The sequence below is a fragment of the Pseudomonas sp. NY15374 genome (assembly GCF_048068255.1).
GTDB classification, from domain to species: domain Bacteria; phylum Pseudomonadota; class Gammaproteobacteria; order Pseudomonadales; family Pseudomonadaceae; genus Aquipseudomonas; species Aquipseudomonas machongensis.
This window is the reverse complement of sequence record NZ_JBLUPZ010000018.1, coordinates 16,431-38,137: the sequence shown is the minus strand read 5'-3', so window position 1 is coordinate 38,137 and position 21,707 is coordinate 16,431. Positions and strand designations below refer to the sequence as shown.

Here is a 21,707-nt window from a genome sequence, read left to right as displayed (position 1 = left end):
AATGACTGAAAAAAGGACCTCCTCGGAGGTCCTTTTTTTATGCGCGCAGAAAAACCTGTTGGACTTGCATCTTGCATGCAGGTTTTTCGTCGGGGTTGCAAATTGCACGACTCTCCTGACAAGTGAAATGCCGTAACTCTTTGTTTTTAAAGGAATCAAGCGAAGCGGAAAAACTGGCACAGCCCCTGCAACTACCTTCATACCTGCAGCCAGGAACCTCGGCGCAGATCTTTCGAATAAACAGGAGTGACCCACATGAAGAAGTTTGCCATTGCTGCCGCTACTGCTACCGCCCTGACTCTGTCGATGGCTAACGGCGCATTCGCCGCAGAGGCTACCCAAGCTCCAGTGATGCTGGCTTCCAACCAACCGGTGGCCGACGCCAAGCAAGAAACCTCGGACACCTGGATCACCACCAAGGTCAAGGCTGATCTGCTGACCGAAAAAGGCATCCCAGGCAGCGATATCAAAGTTGAAACCAGCCACGGTGTTGTCTCCCTTTCTTCCGATGTCAAAGTAACCGAATCGCAGAAGAAAGAAGCGGTGCGCATCACCCAGAACGTTAAAGGCGTGAAAAGCGTGACCGCTGAAGCGCTGAAAGCTGAATAAGGATTGTCCCGTCGGTCAGAAGGATCTGGCCACCCAAAGAGAAAGCCCCGGCATCTGCCGGGGCTTTCTCTTTGCGCCTCTGAAATCGTTCAGGGATTACTCTGCGTCCAGATGCATCGGGGTGATCACTCGCCCGTCGCTTTCGGCCTGCCCCAGGGTGGTGTCGATGAAGTACACCCGGTCATCCTCCAGCTTGCCCTTGTCTACCAGGTAGTCCTTGATGCTGCTCGCCCGGTCTTGGCCGAGGTTGCGCAGCAAGGCCGCGCTTTCGGCCCAGGATTTGAGCACCGCCTCGCGCAGCTTGGTGGTGCGCTCTTCGCGGCTGAGCTTTTCCCATTCCGCAGGTGGCTGCTGCTTGAGACGGGTGCGATAGATGCCCTCGAGCATGGCCGGCTTGTCGCTGTCGTCGACTACCAGCATCGAGGCATTGGCCGGTACCTTGTCACCGCGCCGCTGCAGAATCTTGTACCAGGTCGCCTGGTATTCGCGTTCCAGACGCTGTTGGGCGATCAATGGACCGTCGCTGCTCTGTGCGCTGGTACCTTCGATCTCCAGGCGCAGTTCCGGCCGCTGTTGCAGGGCCGAGGCCAGCTTGTCCAGGGCCGACTGGGCCTCGCTGCTGAGATCGCTGGAGCCGGGAGCGAAGGATACGTTGCCCAGATCTTCCGAACCGCCACCGGCAATCAATCCGCCGATGAACTTGAACGGCGCCTGCGCCGCACGCAGCACCAGGTTGCGCAGGGTCTGCCAGACGATCGGCATGACGCTGAACTGCGGGTTGTTGAGATCGCCCGTGACAGGCAGCTCGATGGAGATCTTGCCCTCGGTATCCTTGAGTAACGCGACAGCGAGGCGAATAGGCAGGTCGACGGCATCGGGGCTGTCGACTTTTTCACCCAGTTGCAGTTGCTCGACCACGACCTTGTTCTCGGCCTTGAGCTGGCCTTTGGTGATCACATAGTGCAGGTCGAGATTCAGGCGTCCCTTGCGGATGCGGAACCCGGCGAACTTGCCGGAGTAGGGCGTCAGGGTGGTCAGTTCGACGCGCTTGAAGCTGGTGGCGATGTCGAGGCTGGCCATCGGGTCGAACGGATTCAATGCGCCCTTGATGGTCACCGGCGCGTAGCGATCGACCTTACCTTTGACGTCCACTTTCGCCGGGAGCGGCTTGCGGTTGTCGATGGTGCCGATCTGGCCGTTCAACTGCTGCACGGCGGTGGCGAAGTTGGGCGTCAATGTCAGGTCGGCGAAGTTGGCCGAGCCATCGTTGATATCGATCTGGCCGATTCGGATGCCCAGTGGCTTTTCATTGCTGGCTGTGGCCGGTTTCGCTTGGCTGGCGGCTGGTGCGTCAGCAGGTTGCGGGATGAGAAGGTCGTCGACACTGGTGGTGCGGTCTTCGTTGATGATGAAGCGCGCGTAGGGCTGCAACAGGGTGACCTTGTCGATCGACAGGGCATCGCCGTGCACATAGGACAGCCCATCGACGTTCACCTGCTGCCATTTCACGAAGTCGCGCCCCTTGATCGTGTCGAGGGTGTGCAACTGGTTGACCTGGGCCTTGCCCGCCACGCTGAAGGCCAGTGGCTCGGTGCCCTTGAGGTCGACCTTGAGATCGCTGGCGAGCATGCCGCTGCGCAGCTCCAGGCGAATGAACGGGCTGATGTAGGCCTGGGCTACGCGCAGGTCGATGTCGCGGGTACTGACGTCCAGCTTGGCGGTGACCGGTGCCAGGTTGACCTGGCCGGCAGCCTGCAGCTTGCCTTGGCGGCCCACGCCGGTGTCGAGCTTGAGCGTGAAGGGCGACTTGTTGAGGCTGTCAAAGCCTTGCATGTCCAGGTTGAGCGGCCCGACATCGAGTGCCACGGGCTCTTTCTGGCTGCGGTCGGCCAGGTGAATCATGTAGTTGCGTGCCTGAACATCCTTGAGCAGAACCTGCCAGGGTTTGCTGGGCTGCTTGGCGGCGTTTTCCTCGGGGGGCGGCGCTGCGGTGGCGGGCTCGGCCTTTTCCTTGGGGGTGGCTTTGGCGGGCTGACTGGCGAAGAGTTTCTGCCAGTCGAGCTGGCCGTCACGTTCGAGGGCCGCCCAGGTTTCGAGTTTTTCGCTGCGGATCTTGCCGACGGTCACCAGCTGCTTGGCCAGGTCGATGGAGGTTTCGCTGACCTCAAGGCTGGCCAGGCGCGCCAGCGGGCGTCCATCGGGCGCCTTGATGGCGAAGGGCGCGACGCGCACGGAGGCGTTATCGAGCAGCAGCTCGGTTTCCTTGGACAGGTTCAGTTTGTAGTGGGTATCGAGGCTGAGCACGCCGTCTTCCAGCACCAGCGGTACAGCATCACGTACGTAGGGCCAGAACAGCTTCATCTTGCTGTCGGTGATCTTCAGCGTGCCTTCGGAGGTGATGGGCGACAGGCTCAGGTTGCCGCTCCAGTCGATACGCCCGCCATTGGGGCCATTGGCGACCAGCGTCATGTCGGCGCTGTCGTCCGGCAAGGTGCTGAGGTTCTTCAGTTCGAGGTTCATCGAGTCGTAGAGGAACTCGATGGGTTCGCTCGGGCGCAGGTCCTGGAAGTGCAGGTAGCCTTCGTTGAGCTTGATGCTGGCGATCCGCAGCGGGAACGGATCGCTCGGCGGCTCGTCCGGTTTCGGCTCGCTCGGCGGCAGCTTGAACAGCTGACTGAGGTTGAGGCTGCCGTCCTTGGCGAACAGCAGCTCGGTGCGCGGCTTGTCCAGCTCTACCGCGTCCAGGTGCAGGGCGCCGCTCCATAGGCTGTCGAGGGAGAGGTTGGCGTAGAGGCGTTCGAAGGCCACCTGCTCCTTGCCCGGCTCGCCGATCTGCAGGCCCCACAACGTCAGCTCAAGGCTGAACGGGTTGAACTCGATACGCTGCAGGTGCGCCGGCACGGTGGCGTACAGCGCCAGTTGCTGGTTGGCGATGCGCAGGCCCACACCGGGAAGAATGAAGAAGCCAAGCAGGCTGTACAGGGCCACGATGGCCAGCAAGGCGCCAATGGCGCGATTCAATCCTTTGGGCATGTGCGGCGTCGTCTGTCTCGAGCGGAGGTGCTTGGAGTATGGCACGTCAAATCAGTTCCGATACATCGGAGAACTCCTAGAGCAAGCCCATCCGCCGCCGGGCGCGATGCGCCGAACCGTCGCGCATGGCCCAGCGCAACACGGGCGCTGTACGCTCCACGCCCAGGCGCACCATGCGACGCTGCAGGGGGCCTTGGTGCAGACCGAGCAGGGCGCTGGCCCAATCGGGCAGCAAGTCGATGCCCGCGTGCAGCATCAGCTTGCCCACGGGTTCTGCCAGCCGACTGGGCGCCGGGGCTTCGAGCAGCATGCCGACCACCTCCAGGCTGCGGGCATCGCAGTGCAGTTGTGGGCGCATGTGCTGCAGATAGTCGTCTACCTGACGACATGAACGCGGGACGTCGCGGGCGCCCAGCCGCTCGGCGATCAAGGCGATCTCGTCGTAGTAGGCATCCTGGTCAGCCACTGACAGCCGTGGGTTGCAGTAGCGCAGGTGGGCGGCGAGAAAACTGCTGACCTCCGCCACGTGCACCCAGGTCAGCAGGTCCGGGTCGCTGGCCGCGTAATGGCGTCCGTCGGGAGCGGTACCGACCACCTTGAGGTGGATGCTGCGGACCTTGTCGATCAACCATTCGGCATCTCGCTTCGAGCCGAAGGTCGTACCGGAGATGAACTGACTGGTGCGGCGCAGCCGGCCGAGCAGGTCTTCGCGAAAATTCGAGTGATCCCAGACCCCGGCCAGTGCCAGTGGATGCAGCAGTTGCAGCATCAATGCGCTGATGCCGCCGATCAGCATGCTGGGGAAATCACCATGTACTTGCCAGCTGACGCTTTGCGGGCCGAACAGGCCCGGGTCACCCTTGGGGGACTCCAGGTCGAGCTGGCCGAGGGCCAGCCCGGTGAGGCTCATGACCTGGGTTTCGATGCGGCGACGTAAGGCTTCCATGGCGACCTGTACTGGCCGCCTGGCGGCCGTCTAGTGGTTGAGGCGTGTGTCGATGAGGCCCTGGACCACGCTGGGGTCTGCGAGGGTCGAGGTATCGCCGAGGTTGTCCAGTTCGTTGCAGGCGATCTTGCGCAGTATACGCCGCATGATCTTGCCCGAGCGGGTCTTGGGCAAGGCCGGTGCCCACTGGATCAGCTCGGGTTTGGCGAAGCTGCCGATCTCCTTGCTGACCAGCGCCAGCAGCTCGGCCTTGAGTGCATCGTCCGGGGTGATGCCATTCATCGTGGTGACGAAGGCATACACGCCCTGGCCCTTGAGGTCGTGGGGGTAGCCGACCACCGCAGCTTCGGCGACCTTGTCGTGCAGGACTAGCGCACTCTCTACCTCGGCGGTGCCGATGCGATGGCCGGATACGTTGATCACATCGTCGATACGCCCGGTGATCCAGTAGTCGCCGTCAGCATCGCGGCGTGCGCCATCGCCGGTGAAGTAGTAGCCGGGCATGGGTTTGAAGTAGGTGTCGACCATACGCTGGTGATCACCATAGACGCTACGGATCTGCCCTGGCCAACTGGCCTTGATCGCCAGCAGGCCGGCACCAGGGCCTTCGATCGGTTTGCCTTTTTCGTCCAGCAGCACCGGTTGTACACCGAACATCGGTTGCGTGGCACAGCCGGGCTTCAGCCGTGGTGTGCCGGGCAGAGGGGTGAGCATGATGCCGCCGGTCTCGGTCTGCCACCAGGTGTCGACGATGGGGCAGCGCTTTTGCCCCACGGCTTCGAAATACCATTCCCAGGCTTCAGGGTTGATCGGCTCGCCGACGCTGCCGAGCAGCCGCAGGCTCTTGCGCGAGGTACCCTGCAACGGTGCGTTGCCTTCGCGCATCAAGGCGCGCAGGGCCGTGGGCGCGGTGTAGAAGATGTTCACCTGATGCTTGTCGACCACCTGCCAGAAACGCGAGATATCCGGGTAGTTGGGCACGCCTTCGAACATCAGCGAGATGGCACCGTTGGCCAGCGGGCCATAGACGATGTAGCTGTGGCCAGTGACCCAGCCGACGTCGGCGGTGCACCAGAAGACTTCGCCGTCGCGGTAGTCGAACACCACCTTGAACGTCATCGTTGCCTGCAACAGGTAGCCCGCCGTGCTGTGCAGCACGCCCTTGGGTTTGCCAGTGCTGCCTGAGGTGTAGAGGATGAACAACGGGTCTTCGGCGGCCATCGGTTCGGGGGCGCAGTCGTCGCCGGCGTGCTCGGTGGCTTCGTGGTACCAGAGGTCGCGTCCTTCGCTCCAGGCCACATCGCCCCCGGTGCGCTTGACCACCAGCACACTGCTGACATCCGGGCAATTGGCCAGGGCTTTGTCGACGTTCTGCTTGAGCGGGATACGCTTGCCGCCGCGTACGCCCTCGTCGGCAGTGATCACCGTGCGGCAGTCGGCATCGAGGATGCGGTCGCGCAGGGCATCGGGGGAGAAACCGCCGAACACCACCGAGTGAATGGCGCCGATCCGCGTGCAGGCGAGCATGGCGTAGGCGGCTTCGGGGATCATCGGCATGTAGATGCAGACCCGGTCGCCTTTCTTCACGCCGCGGGCCTTCAGGGCGTTGGCCAGGCGGCAGACCTGGCGATGCAGCTCGCGGTAGGTGATCGGTTTGGCGTCTTTCGGGTCGTCGCCTTCCCAGAGCAGGGCGGTCTGGTCGCCACGTTTGTCGAGATGGCGGTCGATGCAGTTGTAACTGACGTTGAGCTGGGCGCCATCGAACCAGCGTGCGGTGCCGGTCTTGAGGTCGCACTGTTGCACGCTCGACCAGGGCTTGATCCAGTCCAGGCGTTTGGCCTGCTCGGCCCAGAAGGTATCGGGGTCGTCCACCGACTGGCGGTAGAGGCGGCGGTAATCTGCGTCGGAGAGTTCGGCGGCCTGGCTGACAGACAGGGCCTGGGGGTAGTCGCGGATATCGAACATGGCGGGTGGTCCTGCTCTTGTCGGAGGGACTTCAACGGCTATTCGATGGACAGTGTAGCTGGAACTGTTGTTCAACCTGCGCTTGCCTCTTCGCGGGCGAGCCCGCTCCTGCAGAGGGCCTGTAGGAGCGGGCTCGCCCGCGAATGCAGCGTTCAGGTCAGCCGCGGTGACGGCCGCGGAAGTAGTTGATCAGCCCTTGGGTCGAGCCATCTTCGGCGCTGTCTTCCAGGCTGCCGACCAGACGCTGGTAGACCCCCTTGCCCAGCTCCTTGCCCAGCTCCACGCCCCACTGGTCGAAGGCGTTGATGCCCCAGACCACGCTCTGCACGAAGACCTTGTGCTCGTACATCGCCACCAGCGCGCCGAGGCGGCGTGGGCTGATGCGCTCGACCACCAGGGTGTTGCTCGGACGGTTGCCCGGAATCACCTTGTGCGGTGCCAGCTTTTCGATATCTGCTTCGTTCAGGCCTTTGGCGCGCAGCTCGGTCTCGGCTTCCTCGCGAGTCTTGCCCAGCATCAGCGCCTGGCTCTGCGACAGGCAGTTGGCATACAGCCACTGGTGATGGTCGGCCACCGGGTTGAAGCTCACCACCGGCACGATGAAGTCGGCCGGAATCATCTGGGTGCCTTGATGCAACAACTGGTGATAGGCGTGCTGACCGTTGCAGCCAACGCCACCCCAGATCACCGGGCCGGTCTCGGTTTTCACCGGGGAACCGTCGGTCAAAACGCTCTTGCCGTTGGACTCCATGTCCAGCTGTTGCAGGTGCTTGGTGATGTTACGCAGGTAGTGGTCATACGGCAGGATCGCGTGGCTGCTGGCATTCCAGAAGTTGCCGTACCAAACGCCGAGCAGGGCCAGCAGGACCGGCATGTTCTTTTCGAACGGCGCGGTCTGGAAATGCTGGTCCATGGTATAGGCGCCGGACAGCAGCTCCTTGAAGTTGGCAGTACCGATGGCCAGGGCGATCGGCAGGCCAATGGCCGACCACAGCGAATAGCGCCCGCCCACCCAATCCCACATCGGGAAGATGTTTTCTTCACGAATGCCGAAGGCCACGGCGGCGGCCTTGTTGCTGGAGACTGCGATGAAGTGGCGATAGAGCTCGGCTTCCGAGCCGCCCTGGGCCAGGTACCAGGTGCGTGCCGCCATGGCGTTCTTCAGGGTTTCGAGGGTGTTGAACGACTTCGACGAAACGATGAACAGGGTGGTTTCGGCGCGCAGGTTGGCTGACAGTTCGTGGAACTCGCTGCCGTCGATGTTGGCCAGGTAGTGGCAGCGCACGCCGCGCTGGGCGTAGGGCAGCAGGGCCTCGGAAACCAGTTCGGGGCCGAGGAAGGAGCCGCCGATGCCGATGTTGACCACGTCGGTGATCGGCTTTTCGCTGTAGCCGCGCCATAGGCCGTCGTGGATGCGGCCGACCAGTTCAGTGATCTGGTTGAGAACCTTGTGCACTTCGGGCATCACGTTGACGCCGCCCACGCTGAGCTTGTCGCCAACCGGGCGGCGCAGGGCGGTGTGCAGTACCGGACGGCCTTCGGAGCCGTTGATGATCTCGCCGCTGAACATCGACTTGATCGCATCAGCCAGGCCGACTTCCTGGGCCAGTTCGACCAGCAGTTCGCGGGTCTTTTCGTTGATCAGGTTCTTCGAGTAATCGAGAAAAAGGCCGCAGCTGCTGAGCGAGAATTGCTCGAAGCGCTTGGGGTCGGCTGCGAAGGCGTCGCGCATGCTGAATCCCTGCATGGCATCGCGGTGCTGCTGGAGCGCCTGCCAGGCGGGCAGGGCCGTCACATCGTGGGGAGTGCGGTAATACGCCATTGCGGATGGTTTCCTTGGGGCATGGTCAGGCTTTGACACTGGCAGTCTTTGCCAGTTGCAGGAGAGGCCCATTATAGGCATTGGTCAGGCGGCGGGAATGGTCAGGGGCAGGAGGAGGATGAAATTTTTGCGGGGTTTCGGGACAGGCTAGGGCAGTTGCGGCCTCCTCGCACGTAGTGCTGCGAAGAGGCCGGTCTGGATTACGCCGAAGGCTCGTCCAGATGCACGTAGAGGTTGTCGATCAACCGCGTGCTTCCCTGATACGCCGCCCCCAGAATCACCAGGTCGCGATCGTCCGGCTGCGCAGGCTTCAGGGTCAGTGCATGACGCACTTCCAGGTAGTCCGGGCGGAACCCGGCCGCCACCAGTTTGGCCTGGCCCTCGTCGAGCAATGCCGCGAAGTCGCGTCGCCCGCGACGAATACCTTCGGCCAGTTGGCCCAGCGCCTGGTACAGCGCAGGTGCCGCAGCGCGTTGCTCAGCGTTGAGATAACCGTTGCGCGAAGACAGCGCCAATCCGTCTTCAGCCCGCACGGTCGGCTCACCGATGATCTGGATTGGCATGTTCAGGTCACGCACCATGGCGCGGATGACCGCCAACTGCTGGTAGTCTTTCTCGCCAAACACGGCCAGATCCGGCTGGACCATGTTGAACAGCTTGCTGACCACCGTCGCCACACCCTCGAAGTGCCCGGGGCGGCTGGCGCCGCACAGGCCTTCGGACAGTTGTGGCACGCTCACCCGCGTCTGCACGGTCATGCCGTCGGGGTACATTTCTTCGACCGTGGGCGCGAACAGCAGATGGCAACCGGCCTGCAACAGGGTTTCCTGGTCGGCGGCGAGGGTGCGTGGGTATTTGTCGAGGTCTTCGCCTGCGCCGAACTGCAGCGGGTTGACGAAGATGCTGGCTACCACGAAGTCGGCGCGCTGGGCGGCCTTGGTCACCAGCGCGGCATGGCCGCTGTGCAGGTTGCCCATGGTCGGGACGAAGGCGATACGCTTGCCTTCGCCGCGGGCGCGCGCTACGGCGGCGCGCAGTTCGCGGACAGTCTTGACGGTATTCATGCGCTGAACCCGTGCTCAGGTGCTGGGAAACTCACGTCCTTGACCTGCTTGACGTAGGCCGCCAGGGCGCTCTGGATATCGGGCTGGCCAGCCATGAAGTTCTTCACGAATTTCGGCACGCGACCGCTGAGCGACAGGCCCAGCATGTCGTGCAGCACCAGTACCTGACCGTCGGTACCACTGCCGGCACCGATACCGATTACTGGAATGCTCACCGCCTGGGAAATCTCCGTGGCCAGCTCGCTGGGCACGCATTCGAGCAGCAGCATGGCGGCGCCAGCCTGCTCGAGGGCGATGGCATCGGCGCGCATCTGTTGCGCCTGGCCTTCCTGGCGCCCCTGGACCTTGTAACCACCGAGCACGTTGACGGTCTGCGGGGTCAGGCCCATGTGCGCGCACACCGGCACGCCGCGGTCGGCCAGCAGACGGATGGTTTCGGCCAGCCAGGCGGCACCTTCGACCTTGATCATGTGCGCACCGGCGCGCATCAGCTTGGCGCAGTTGGCGAACGACTGCTCGAGCGTGGCATGGGCCATGAAGGGCAGGTCGGCCAGGATCAGCGCACCGTCGTTGCCGCGTTTGACGCAGGCGGTGTGGTAGGCCATGTCGTCGGTGGTGACGGGCAGGGTGCTGTCATGGCCCTGCAGGACCATGCCGAGCGAATCGCCAACCAGCAGCACCTCGACGCCGGCCTGGCTGGCGGCCTTGGCGAAGGTAGCGTCGTAGCAGGTCAGCATGGTGATTTTCTCACCCTTGGCCTTCAGGCCATGCAGGGTGGTCAGGGTTACTTCAGGCATGTAGCGAAATCCTCGTTCAGGCGCTGTGAAAAACGACTGCGTACAACGCGTGTATTCATCTTCCGGAGCGGCACATCATCGTGCGTGATGTTCGGTCACAGGGCTGTCCGGGCCTAAATGGGTGTGATGCGGCATACGGGCGCCGCGGGACGCCTATAGTCGTGAGCGATGGGGGGGAAGTCAATCACCCTGTTACCGCATTGTTACGATCAGGGTGTTACTGGCGTTACCGATGGCTGAAACGCCCGGATTACAAGCGTTCCAGCCCGACGAACGGGCAGTCCTGGAGCAGTTGCGCGAGGCTGCGGCCGTCTGCCAGATGGAAGTCGTCAGGGACCAGTTCGGCCAGTGGATAAAGGACGAAGGGGCGGGCATGCAGGTGGTAATGCGGCACTTTCAGGCGTGGCACATCGATGAGCTGATCGCCGAACAGCAGTACATCCAGGTCGAGTGTGCGCGGGCCCCAGCGCTCCTTGCGCACCCGACCCTGGTCGTTCTCGATACCCTGCAGGGCATCGAGCAACGCCAACGGTGCCAGGTCGGTGTCGAGGGCAGCGACCGCATTGGTGTAGCGCGGCTGGCCGGGCAGCAGGGAGTCACTGGTGTACAACGCCGAAGTGGCCACCAGGCGAGTCCCGGCGATCTGATCCAGCGCCTGGAGGGCGCTGCGCAGTTGCTCGGCGGGGGCGTCGAGATTGCTGCCCAGGCCAATATAGGCGCGTACCGGCATATTCAGTCGAAGGCCTCGTCGCCACCGCCGCTCTTGCGCTTGCTGTTGCTGCGCTTGCGTTTGCGCGGGGCTGGCCCCGAGCCTTCGTCACGGCTACCCAGCTCGCGGATCATGTCGCGGCGTTCGCTGTCGTGGGCGTCCTGGTAGTCGGTCCACCATTGGCCCAGATCATCGGTTTCCTCGCCGGCACTTTCGCGCAGCAGCAGGAAGTCGTAGCCGGCGCGGAAGCGCGGGTTGTCCAGCAGCATGTCGGCACGTTTGCCGCTGCGCCGCGGCAGGCGTTCCTGCATGTCCCAGATTTCGCGGATCGGCAGGGTGAAGCGCTTGGGAATAGCAATGCGCTGGCACTGTTCGGCGATCAGGTCGTGGGCGGCTTCGTTCATCGCCGGAATCGGCGGTACGCCCTGGCTCTGCAGGTACAGTGCGCGTGCCGGCAGGGCAGGCCACAGCAGTGCGGCGAACAGGAAGGCCGGGGTCACCGGTTTGCCCTGCTTGACGCGCAGGTCGGTGTTGGCCAGAGCCTGGCTGATCAGGGTGTGTGTGTAGGTCGGGCGTTCATCCAGGGCATGGGCGCTGGCCGGGAACAGGGGCTCGAACAGGTCCAGGTCGACCAGCATCTCGAAGGCGATTGCCCCCTGGCCGGACAGGAACAGCTTGAGCACTTCCTCGAACAGGCGCGCCGGCGGGATTTCGCGCAGCAGCTTGGCCAGTTCGCGGATTGGCTGGACGGTGTGCTTCTCGATGCCGAAGTCGAGCTTGGCGGCGAAACGCACCGCGCGCAGCATGCGCACCGGGTCTTCCTGGTAGCGGTGGGTCGGGTTGCCGATCAGGCGCAGCAGGCGGTTGCGAATGTCGTGGACGCCATTGGCATAGTCCAGGATGCGCTCGCTGACCGGATCGTAGTACAGGGCGTTGATGGTGAAGTCGCGACGCTGGGCGTCGTCTTCGAGGGTGCCGTAGACGTTGTCGCGCAGGATGCGCCCGTTGGCGTTGTGCGACGAACGGTGGCTGTCACCCTGGTCATCTTCGCTGTGATGGGCGCGGAAGGTGGCGACTTCGATGATTTCGCGGCCGAAATGGATGTGGACCAACTTGAAGCGCCGGCCAATGATCCTGGCATTGCGAAATTCGGCACGCACCTGTTCGGGCGTGGCGCTGGTGGCGACGTCAAAATCCTTGGGGGTGATGCCCAGCAGGAGGTCGCGCACGCAGCCGCCGACCAGGTAGGCCTGGTAGCCGGCGCCCTGCAGGCGCTCGACGATGCTCACGGCGTGGCGGCTGAACTGGCTGCGCTGCAGCGAGTGCTGGCTCTTGTTGATCACTTCAGGCGTGGTGCGCCTGTGGTGCTGACCACTGATAGGAGGACGGAACGACTGGAACAGCTTCTTCAGCATGGGATGCACTGTTTGAAGGAATGTTCGGCCAAGACTAGGAGAATGGCCGCATGATGGCGGGGGATTCTAGCATTTACTGGCGGAATGGTGTAGGCGGTGCCGAAAGGCGATTAAGGCGGGGAGAAACGACATGGGGAGCCTAAGCTCCCCATCAAGTCGTTGCGTGCTCTTATTGTTTTTTTATCGGGCTTCTTGTTTTTGTTGAGTGCCCAGTCCACACAGCTTGAAGCGTGTGGACGACCCCAAATCAAGGGGTGAAGAGCAAACGGATTGCTTTGGTCGCTGATGCTATGCTGATCAATCGATCCAACCAGTTCAGGCGCTGCTTTAGTGCAGTTTTTGTTGTTCTCTGCCTGGTTGTGGGGCAAGCCCCAAACACAACTCCTCTCCAAAAGAATCAGTTAGCTGCGCCTCCGCCGTCTTGTTCTTGTTATGCGTGAGCCGTTTCGTCTTGTTCTTATTCTGAGTAGCAGTGCTTGTTATTGTTCTTGTACGAAAGATATAGCAGGTGGCGTGCCAACTTTTTCAAATCCAATGAAATCAATGGCTTGCGGAATTTCGTTCAGTCCGAAAGGCGGGGGAATGTAGAAATTTCGTTACCGTATGCCTCGGGTTGTTACGTCGCGGGCGGCTGAGGTAACAGATTTTTCACGGTAACCGGGTGTTACCGGCTGATGAGGGGGCAGGTGTCATCGGGGGCTGGCCCCTGAATGCAAAGCGCCGACCCAGGGTCGGCGCTGTAGAGCTGTGGACGTATCAGTTCTCGCTGGCGACGTTGCTCTTGCGCCGCGGAATCCCCAGGCGCTGGCGACGCTCCCACAGGCACTTGCGGCTCACACCCAGCTTGCGGGCCAGCTCCGTCTCGGTCATGTGGTCCTGGTGTTCGAGGACGAAGTGCTGGAAGTAATCCTCCAGCGACAGGTCTTCCGTCGGCTCGTGGCTGGCGTTGTTACCACCGACACCTGCGACCACCGGCAGGCTGTCGAGGAGGTCGTCGTCCTCCAGGCCGCTCAGTTCGATGTCGATGCCCAGCAGGTCGGCGGATATTTCCGGGCTTTCACTGAGAATGACCGCGCGCTCGACGGCATTCTCCAGCTCACGGACGTTACCCGGCCAGCTGTAATGGCGGATGGCTTGCTCGGCATCGCTGGAGAAATGCAGGTCGTCACGGCCGATGCGTGCGCTCTGGCGGGCGAGGAAGGCGTTGGCAATCTCGTTGACGTCGCTGCCGCGCTCGCGCAAGGCGGGCAGTTTCAGGGCGATGACGTGCAGGCGGTAATAAAGGTCTTCGCGGAACTGGCCGGACTTGGCCAGGTTCTTCAGGTCACGGTGGGTTGCGGCAATCAGGCGCACATCGACCTTTTGCGACTGTACCGAGCCGACCCGGCGGATCTCGCCTTCCTGCAACACACGCAGCAGTCGAGCCTGGGCCTCCAGCGGCAGTTCACCGATCTCGTCCAGGAACAGGGTCCCGCCGTCCGCTGCCTCGACCAGGCCGGCACGGCCAGCGCTGGCGCCGGTGAAGGCGCCTTTCTCATGGCCGAACAGCTCGGATTCGATCAGCGTTTCCGGGATGGCCGCGCAGTTCACCGAGATCATCGGTGCCTTGGCGCGTCGCGAAAGGTTGTGCAGGGCACGGGCGACCAGCTCCTTGCCGGTACCGGACTCGCCCTGGATCAGGACATTGGAGTCGGTAGGGGCGACCTTGCGGATCTTGCTGTACAGGTCCTGCATGGGAGGGCAGGAACCAATGATGCCAATCTCGCCGTTGGCCGAGGCGCCGGTCTGCTTTTCAGCCCCTGGTGCTTTGCCGTTGCTGCGCACTTCGGCCGTGGCCGCAGTGGCGGCCGGGGCATTCTGCCGGTCGCGCAGGATGCGCGCGACAGCCTGGAGCATCTCGTCATGGTCGAAAGGCTTGGCGATGTAATCCACCGCACCCATTTTCATCGAGTCGACCGCCGAGCGCAGGCTGGCGTAGCTGGTCATGATCAGCACCGGCGTGCCCTGGCCGAGCTTGATCAGCTCGGTGCCCGGTGCCCCGGGCAGGCGCAGGTCACTGACGATCAGGTCGAAGGTGGCAATGCTGAAGCGTTCCTGGGCTTCCTGCACCGAGCCGGCTTCGCTGACCTGGTACTGGTTTCGCTCGAGCAGACGACGCAGGGCCGAACGGATGATGGTTTCGTCTTCGACGATCAGAATGTGCGGCATTGATTCAATTCTCTCGACGGTCTCGAATTTCAGGGGACGTCGCTACGACATGCCGGGGCAGGGTCACGCGGATCCGTGTGCCACGTTGCCGATCGAGATCGGCCGGGCTGTCGATGGTGATTTGCCCATAATGCTCTTCCACGATGGAATAGACCAGAGCGAGCCCCAGTCCGGTTCCCTCGCCAGGGTCCTTGGTGGTGAAGAAGGGCTCGAACAGGCGATCCATGATGTTCTTCGGAATACCGCTGCCCTCGTCTTCGACGATAAGGTCGACGGTATGCTCGCTCGCTTCGCTGCGCACACGCACGGCGCTGCCGGGTGGCGAGGCGTCGCGGGCGTTGGACAGCAGGTTGATCAGCACCTGGGCCAGGCGTTGCGGGTCACCTTCGGCCCAGTGGTCCGGGTCGCAAAGATTGAAGAACTGTACTTCGAAATTGCGCCGATTCAACGCCAGCAGACCGATGGCATCCTGCGCGACCTCGGCCAGCGACACGGGCTCTTCGGTATTCTGGTGGCTGCCACCGGCGTGGGCGAAGCTCATCAGCGACTGGACGATGCGCGAGACACGCTTGGTCTGTTCGAGGATCTGGCTCGACAGTTCGATGATCTCGCCGTCGCCTTCGCGTTCCTCGCGCAGGTTCTGCGCCAGGCAAGCGATGCCGGTGATCGGGTTGCCGATCTCGTGAGCCACGCCCGCAGCCAGGCGGCCGATACTGGCCAGGCGCTCGGAGTGCACCAGCTTCTCTTCCAGGGCCTGGGTCTCGGTGAGGTCTTCGACAAGCAGCACCAGGCCGCTGTTACCCGGGGCCAGCGGCTCGTCGATGGCCGCCTTGTGCAGGTTGAGCCAGCGTGGCTGGCCATCGAGGGCCAGGCGTTGCTTGTGCAGGTGCTCGTCGGGAAGGTCGATGAAGCCTTGCAGCAACCCGCGCCAAGGTTCGGCGATGGTCACCAGGCGCGAACCGACCACGTGCTTGGCGGCGATGCCGGTCAGCTCCTCCATGGCCCGGTTCCACATCAGGATTTCCTGGTCCTTGGCCAGCGAGCAGACACCCATGGGCAATTCCTGCAGCGTCTGCCGGTGGTAGCGACGCAGCGCATCGAGCTCGGCGGCAAGGCCGGTCAGGCGCGAGTGGTAGTCCTCGAGACGGCTTTCGATGAAGTGAATGTCTTCGGTGACGTAGTTCTCGTTACCGGACTTGTAGGGCAGGAAAGTCTCGACCATGTCCTGGGCTACGCTGGGGCCCATCAGCCCCGAGAGGTTGGCCTCGATGCGGTCACGCAGGCGACGCAGGGCGTAGGGGCGGCGTTCGTCGAAGGGCAGGTAGAGGTCACGCAGGGCCTGCTCGACTTCTTTTTGCGCGGCCTTGGCGCCCAGTGGCTTGGCCAGTTGGGTAGCGAATTCCTGGGGTGAGGCCGCATGCAGTTCGCGACGTTGCGGGCGGCGCACATTGTCCACTGCGCAGGCCTCGGCGGCGCTGACCTCCTCGCTGCTGGCGTTGGTGAACAGCGAGATCAGGGTGAACAGCAGCACGTTGGCCGCCAGCGAGGCGATGGCCGCCATGTGCCAGCTGGTGTCGTCCAGCACGTAGATCATGTTCAGCAGCGGGATGTAGAAGCCCTGCACATTGCCCAGCAGCGGCAGCAGCATGGTGACCATCCACACCAGTGTGCCGGCCAGCAGGCCGGCGATGAAGCCGCGTCGATTGGCGGTTGGCCAGTACAGTACCGAAAGTACGCCCGGCAGGAACTGCAGCGTGGCGACGAAGGCGACGATGCCCAGGTTGGCCAGGCTCTGGTGGGTATTCTGGGTCAGGTAGAAGACGAAGCCTGCGGTGATGATCGCGACGATCAGCGCGCGGCGCGTCCATTTCAGCCAGCGATAGATGTTGCCCTCGGCAGGGGGCTGGTAGAGCGGCAGCACCAGGTGGTTGAGGGCCATGCCCGAGAGTGCCAGGGTGGTGACGATGATCAGGCCGCTGGCCGCTGACAGACCGCCGACGTAGGCGAGCAAGGCCAGTGCCTCGTTGTTGGCGGCGATGCCCAGGCCCAGGGTGAAGTATTCCGGGTTGGTGCTGGCACCCAGGCGCAGGCCAGCCCATAGCACCAGCGGCACCGCCAGGCTCATCAGCAGCAGGAACAGCGGCAGGCCCCAGCTGGCGCTGACCAGCGAGCGCGGGCTGAGGTTCTCGGTGAAGGCCATGTGGTACATGTGCGGCATGACGATCGCCGAGGCGAAGAACACCAGCAGCAGCGTGCGCCATGGTCCCTCCTGCAACGGCGTGTGCAGCGCGGCCAGTGCCGTCTGGTTCTGCAGCAGCCAGACTTCCAGCTCGTGCGGCCCACCGAACACCCCATACAAGGCGTACAGGCCGATGCCGCCCAGGGCCAGCAGCTTGATCACCGACTCGAAGGCGATGGCGAACACAAGGCCTTCGTGCTTCTCGCGGGTGGCGATATGGCGTGAGCCGAAGAAAATGGTGAAGAGAATGATCAGCACGCAGAAGGCGAATGCCACGCGCGCCTTGACCGGCTCGCCGGTCAGGATGCTGATGGAATCGGCCACCGCCTGGATCTGCAGGGCCAGCAACGGCAATACGCCGATCAGCATGATCACCGTGGTCAGGGCACCGGCCCAGGTGCTGCGGAAACGGAACGCCAGCAGGTCGGCCAGTGAGGAGAGCTGGTAGGTGCGGGTGATCTTGAGAATCGGGTAGAGCAGCACCGGTGCCAGCAGGAAGGCGCCGGACACGCCCAGGTAACAGGCGAGGAAGCCGTAGCCGTACTGGTAGGCCAGGCCTACCGAACCATAGAACGCCCAGGCACTGGCATAGACGCCCAGCGACAGGGTGTAGGTCAGGGGGTGGCGGATGACCGAGCGCGGGATCAACCCGCGTTCGCTGACCCAGGCCACGCCGAACAGCACCAGCAGGTAGGCGGCGCTGATCAGGATCATCTGGGTAAGGCTAAAGCTCATCGGCATCTCGTTGGCTCTGCAGGATGAAGGTGACGACGATCAGGATCAGCCAGAGCAGATACGGGCGGTACCAGGCTCCGGTCGGTTCGATCCACCAGTCCATGATGGCCGGGGAGAACAGATAGATCCCCACGACCAGAAGCAGGACCAAGCGATAGATATACATGCGGGCCTCGATGGCAGGGCGCTGCGGATTTGAGCTTCTTATTATTGGCGCAAATGGCCGGGGCGATGCTAGCGGGATTCTGGGGTGTTCGCCAAGAGTTTGAATTTCTTGGGGTTTTGAATCGTGCAGAGTTTGCCTCGCGAGAGGGCCGGCCGCGTCAGCGCAGATCTGCTTCCGGCACCGTCAACCGCCGCGCAATCCCCTCAGGTTTCCACTGCCTGCGCGCCACCGCCAGTACCTCTGCCGCACTGGCGCCTTCCAGCGCCGGGTCACTTGCCTGCCCCAGTGCCCGTAACGCGCGCAGCAGCAACGGTGTAGCCTGGTCCGCCTGCAGCGGTGGTGAACGGTACGATTTGCCCAGCTTGTGTCCATCAGGCTGCACGATCAGCGGAATGTGCAGGTAGCGCGGTTGCGAGAACCCCAGTAGTTCCTGCAGGTACAGCTGGCGCGGGGTGTTGTCGAGCAGATCGGCGCCGCGCACGATGTCGGTCACGCCTTGCCAGGCATCGTCCAGCACCACTGCCAGTTGATAGGCATACAGCCCGTCGCGGCGCTGGATGACGAAATCCCCCACCTCGCGTCCAAGGTGCTGCTGGTATTCCCCCTGTACGCGGTCGTTGAAGCGGTAGAGCAGTTCGGGCACCCGAATACGGATGGCGGCATTTTCGCGGGCATGGCCAGCGTTGCGGCAGAAACCGGGATAGATGCCGCCATACCCTTCCAACTGCTTGCGCGAACAGGTGCAGGCGTAGGCCAGGCCCATGCTGAACAGGCGATTGACCACTGTGGCGTAGGCCTCATGACGCTGGCTCTGGAACACCACTTCGCCATCCCACTCCAGGCCGTAGCGTTCGAGGGTCTGCAGGATGGCGTCACGGGCACCGGGCATTTCCCGGGGCGGATCGGTGTCCTCCATGCGCAGCAGCCAGCGCCCATCGACGGCGCGGGCATCGAGCCAGGAGGCGAGGGCGGCGACCAGCGAGCCGAAATGCAGGAAGCCACTGGGGGTGGGGGCGAATCGCCCGATATAGCGGGAGTCGTTCATGGATGTGCTGGGCATATAAATGAAACGGGGCGCTCGATGCGCCCCGTTCGAAGGGAAGAAGGATCAGCCTTTGCCGACCGTCTTTTCCTTTTTCTCGGCAATTTCCTTGCAGTCGAAGCACAGGTCTGCGGTGGGACGGGCTTCCAGTCGGCGCAGGCCGATCTCGATGCCACAGGAGTCGCACCAGCCGTATTCTTGGTCCACGATCTTCTGCAAGGTCTTGTCGATCTTCTTGATCAGCTTGCGTTCACGGTCGCGGTTACGCAGCTCCAGAGCGAACTCTTCTTCCTGGCTCGCGCGGTCCGCAGGGTCCGGGAAGTTGGCGGCTTCGTCCTTCATATGGCTCACGGTCTGATCGACACTGGTCATCAGCTCGAGCTTCCATGCGCCCAGTAGCTTGGTGAAGTGATTGCGCATGGGTTCGCCCATGTACTCTTCACCCTTGGTTTCCTTATAGGGCTCGACACCGTACATGGTCTGATTGGTTTTCTGCTTTTCTACGGTGGACATGAATAGACCGCCTCTCACTCATCTGATCCAATGCGCAGGATGCTCCATCTCCGGCGACCGCCGGCCCTGCGACTGCGAGCCGCCGAACTTACCAGATAGATCGGGGGTGCGCTACCCCGCCCGATCCGAGGTATTGACAGCAGCCCGCGTCGCCCGTTCGGTGTTTCTCGACAGTAGAATCACCAGTTTAGACTCAATTGAGAGAAGGTCATGGCCCACTCCTACAGTGCGCGCAGCCGCGCCATCGAACCCTTCCATGTCATGGCGCTGCTGGCGCGTGCCAACGAGCTGCAGGCGGCTGGCCATGATGTGATCCACCTGGAGATCGGCGAGCCGGACTTCACCACGGCCGCGCCGATCGTCGAAGCCGGGCAGGCCGCGCTCGCGGCAGGGCACACCCGCTACACTGCCGCCCGTGGCCTGCCTGCGTTGCGCGAGGCGATCGCAGGTTTCTACGGCCAGCGTTATGGCCTGTCGGTGGATCCCGAGCGCATCCTCGTGACGCCTGGAGGTTCCGGCGCGCTGCTGCTGGCCAGCAGCCTGCTGGTGGATCCGGGCAAGCACTGGCTGCTGGCCGACCCAGGCTACCCGTGCAACCGCCATTTCCTGCGCCTGGTCGAAGGTGGCGCGCAACTGGTACCGGTGGGGCCGGAGGTGAATTACCAGCTCACCGCCGACCTGGTCGAGCGGCACTGGGACAAGGATACCGTGGGTGCGCTGGTGGCTTCGCCCGCCAACCCGACCGGCACCGTGCTCGACCGTGAGGCCCTGGCCAGCTTGTCCCGGGCCACCCGTGAGCATCATGGGCACCTGGTGGTGGACGAGATCTACCATGGCCTGACCTACGGCATGGACGCGCCGAGCGTGCTGGAGGTGGATGACGACGCCTTCGTCCTGAATAGTTTTTCCAAGTATTTCGGCATGACCGGCTGGCGTCTCGGCTGGCTGGTGGCGCCGCCTTCGGCCGTGGCTGACCTGGAAAAGCTGGCGCAGAACCTCTACATCAGCGCGCCGAGCATGGCCCAGCATGCTGCGCTGGCGTGCTTCGAGCCTGGCACCCTGGCCATTTTCGAAGAACGCCGCGCCGAGTTCGCCCGGCGCCGCGACTACCTGCTGCCCGCCTTGCGCGAGCTCGGTTTCGGCATCGCCGTGGAGCCGCAGGGCGCCTTCTATCTATATGCCGACATCAGTGCTTTCGGCGGCGATGCCTTCGCCTTCTGCCGCCATTTCCTGGAAACCGAGCACCTGGCCTTCACGCCTGGGCTGGACTTCGGCCGTCACCAGGCCGGGCATCACGTACGCTTTGCCTACACCCAGAGCCTGGCGCGCCTGGAAGAAGCGGTGCAGCGCATCGCCCGTGGCCTGCGGAGCTGGCAACCCTGATGCTGTTTTTTCCCGAGCTCGAACAGGCGCGTCTGCTGCGCCGCTACAAGCGCTTCCTGGCCGACATCGAGCTGGCCAATGGCGAACAGATGACCATCCACTGCCCGAATACCGGCTCGATGCTCAACTGCATGCGCGACGGCGGGCAGGTCTGGTTCAGTCGTTCCAACGATCCCAAGCGCAAGCTGCCGGGCACCTGGGAGATCAGCGAAACGCCCCAGGGGCGCATGGCCTGCGTCAATACCGGCAGGGCCAATGCCTTGGTCGAGGAAGCCCTGCGCGCGGGCGTGATCACCGAGTTGGCCGGGTTCACCGCGCTCAAGCGTGAGGTGGCCTATGGCGAAGAGCGCAGTCGCGTGGATTTTCGCCTGGAGTTCGCCGATGGCCCGGCTTATGTCGAGGTCAAGAGTGTGACCCTGGGCTATCCCGATACGGCGGTGGCGGCCTTTCCTGACGCGGTGACCCAACGCGGTGCCAAGCACCTGCGCGAGCTCGCTGCACTGGCCCGCCAGGGTGTTCGCGCCGTGCAGTTGTACTGCGTCAACCTCACCGGCATCGAGGCGGTACGCCCGGCCGAAGAGATCGACCCCGGCTATGCCCAGGCACTGCGCGATGCGGTGGCCGATGGCGTCGAGGTGCTGGCCTATGGTGCACGCCTTGACGCCGAGCAGATCGTCATCGATCGCTGCCTGCCGGTATTGCTCAATCCTTGAGCCAGATGCCCTGGCTGTCTTCGTGGCAGTCCAGGGCCTGCAACGACTCGCCCTCGCAGGGGCCCGACACGCATTCGCCGGACTCGATCAGGAACAGTGCGCCATGGTGGGCGCAATGAATCAGGCTGGCGCTGTCATCGAGAAAACTGTCCGGTGCCCAGTTCAGGGTGATGCCGCGGTGCGGGCAGTAGTTGCGGTACAGGTACACCCGGCCCTGGCGGCGCACGCCGAACAGCGTTTCACCGGCTACGCTGAAGGTGCGGCTGTGGCCTTCTGCGAGGGCTTGGGAGGAGCAGAGGAAATGCATTGCAGACAAGACTCTTGAAACCAATGGTGGCTTGACGCTTC

At 63.1% G+C, this 21,707-nt stretch carries 17 protein-coding genes; 3 read left to right on the top strand and 14 right to left on the bottom strand.

What is annotated here, in order from left to right; genetic code table 11:
- Positions 1-255: 255 nt before the first annotated feature.
- Entirely contained in the window at positions 256-609 is a 354-nt protein-coding gene (locus ACNFHO_RS26310; RefSeq protein WP_063542739.1) for a BON domain-containing protein, read from the top strand.
- A gap of 96 nt (positions 610-705) precedes the next feature.
- On the opposite strand, the gene ACNFHO_RS26305 is transcribed toward ACNFHO_RS26310, so the two are convergent.
- The 13 genes from ACNFHO_RS26305 to dksA all read right to left on the bottom strand — a co-directional run bounded on the left by ACNFHO_RS26305 (position 706) and on the right by dksA (position 19,263).
- On the bottom strand, positions 706-3,642 hold the full coding sequence (locus ACNFHO_RS26305) for a DUF748 domain-containing protein (protein ID WP_416767849.1): 2,937 nt from the start codon (positions 3,640-3,642) through the stop codon (positions 706-708).
- A 76-nt stretch (positions 3,643-3,718) separates the two neighbouring features.
- Positions 3,719-4,588, bottom strand: coding sequence for an oxygenase MpaB family protein (locus tag ACNFHO_RS26300; RefSeq protein ID WP_416767848.1), 870 nt, complete (start codon positions 4,586-4,588; stop codon positions 3,719-3,721).
- Between the two features lie 30 nt (positions 4,589-4,618).
- On the bottom strand, positions 4,619-6,553 hold the full coding sequence (acs, locus tag ACNFHO_RS26295; protein ID WP_416767847.1) for an acetate--CoA ligase: 1,935 nt from the start codon (positions 6,551-6,553) through the stop codon (positions 4,619-4,621).
- Positions 6,554-6,710: 157 nt separating this feature from the next.
- Positions 6,711-8,375, bottom strand: a complete 1,665-nt coding sequence (pgi, locus tag ACNFHO_RS26290; RefSeq protein WP_112897274.1) for a glucose-6-phosphate isomerase — start codon at positions 8,373-8,375, stop codon at positions 6,711-6,713.
- Between the two features lie 200 nt (positions 8,376-8,575).
- On the bottom strand, positions 8,576-9,439 hold the full coding sequence (panC, locus tag ACNFHO_RS26285) for a pantoate--beta-alanine ligase (protein ID WP_416767846.1): 864 nt from the start codon (positions 9,437-9,439) through the stop codon (positions 8,576-8,578).
- Entirely contained in the window at positions 9,436-10,236 is an 801-nt protein-coding gene (gene panB / locus ACNFHO_RS26280) for a 3-methyl-2-oxobutanoate hydroxymethyltransferase (RefSeq protein WP_063542751.1), read from the bottom strand. Before panB ends, panC begins: the two co-directional genes overlap by 4 nt.
- A 250-nt stretch (positions 10,237-10,486) precedes the next feature.
- Entirely contained in the window at positions 10,487-10,966 is a 480-nt protein-coding gene (folK, locus tag ACNFHO_RS26275) for a 2-amino-4-hydroxy-6-hydroxymethyldihydropteridine diphosphokinase (protein ID WP_063542753.1), read from the bottom strand.
- Positions 10,967-10,968: 2 nt separating this feature from the next.
- Positions 10,969-12,360: a polynucleotide adenylyltransferase PcnB gene (locus tag ACNFHO_RS26270; protein WP_065861593.1), complete on the bottom strand. Its 1,392-nt coding sequence runs from the start codon at positions 12,358-12,360 to the stop codon at positions 10,969-10,971.
- Positions 12,361-13,116: 756 nt separating this feature from the next.
- On the bottom strand, positions 13,117-14,568 hold the full coding sequence (locus tag ACNFHO_RS26265) for a sigma-54-dependent transcriptional regulator (protein WP_125930804.1): 1,452 nt from the start codon (positions 14,566-14,568) through the stop codon (positions 13,117-13,119).
- Positions 14,569-14,572: 4 nt separating this feature from the next.
- Positions 14,573-17,548: a sensor histidine kinase gene (locus tag ACNFHO_RS26260; protein ID WP_162714346.1), complete on the bottom strand. Its 2,976-nt coding sequence runs from the start codon at positions 17,546-17,548 to the stop codon at positions 14,573-14,575.
- Positions 17,532-17,708 carry a hypothetical protein gene (locus ACNFHO_RS26255; protein WP_003250005.1) on the bottom strand — a complete coding sequence of 59 codons (177 nt, stop codon included), beginning with the start codon at positions 17,706-17,708 and terminating at the stop codon, positions 17,532-17,534. The genes ACNFHO_RS26260 and ACNFHO_RS26255 overlap by 17 nt, the downstream gene beginning before the upstream one ends.
- A gap of 157 nt (positions 17,709-17,865) precedes the next feature.
- On the bottom strand, positions 17,866-18,753 hold the full coding sequence (gene gluQRS / locus ACNFHO_RS26250; RefSeq protein WP_414154749.1) for a tRNA glutamyl-Q(34) synthetase GluQRS: 888 nt from the start codon (positions 18,751-18,753) through the stop codon (positions 17,866-17,868).
- Between the two features lie 63 nt (positions 18,754-18,816).
- Positions 18,817-19,263 (bottom strand): RNA polymerase-binding protein DksA, encoded by a 447-nt coding sequence (gene dksA / locus ACNFHO_RS26245; RefSeq protein ID WP_323452995.1) that lies wholly within the window; start codon positions 19,261-19,263, stop codon positions 18,817-18,819.
- Between the two features lie 210 nt (positions 19,264-19,473).
- Here dksA and ACNFHO_RS26240 point away from each other — a divergent pair, with 210 nt between their 5' ends.
- Together ACNFHO_RS26240 and sfsA are read left to right on the top strand one after the other, a co-directional pair.
- Complete coding sequence (locus tag ACNFHO_RS26240; RefSeq protein WP_200603708.1) at positions 19,474-20,646, top strand: pyridoxal phosphate-dependent aminotransferase; 1,173 nt, start codon at positions 19,474-19,476, stop codon at positions 20,644-20,646.
- Positions 20,646-21,359, top strand: coding sequence for a DNA/RNA nuclease SfsA (gene sfsA, locus ACNFHO_RS26235; protein ID WP_063542766.1), 714 nt, complete (start codon positions 20,646-20,648; stop codon positions 21,357-21,359). The genes ACNFHO_RS26240 and sfsA overlap by 1 nt, the downstream gene beginning before the upstream one ends.
- Here the strand turns inward: sfsA and ACNFHO_RS26230 are convergent.
- Positions 21,349-21,666, bottom strand: coding sequence for a Rieske (2Fe-2S) protein (locus ACNFHO_RS26230; RefSeq protein ID WP_416767845.1), 318 nt, complete (start codon positions 21,664-21,666; stop codon positions 21,349-21,351). The two genes, sfsA and ACNFHO_RS26230, sit on opposite strands and share 11 nt — an antisense overlap.
- Positions 21,667-21,707: the final 41 nt, after the last annotated feature.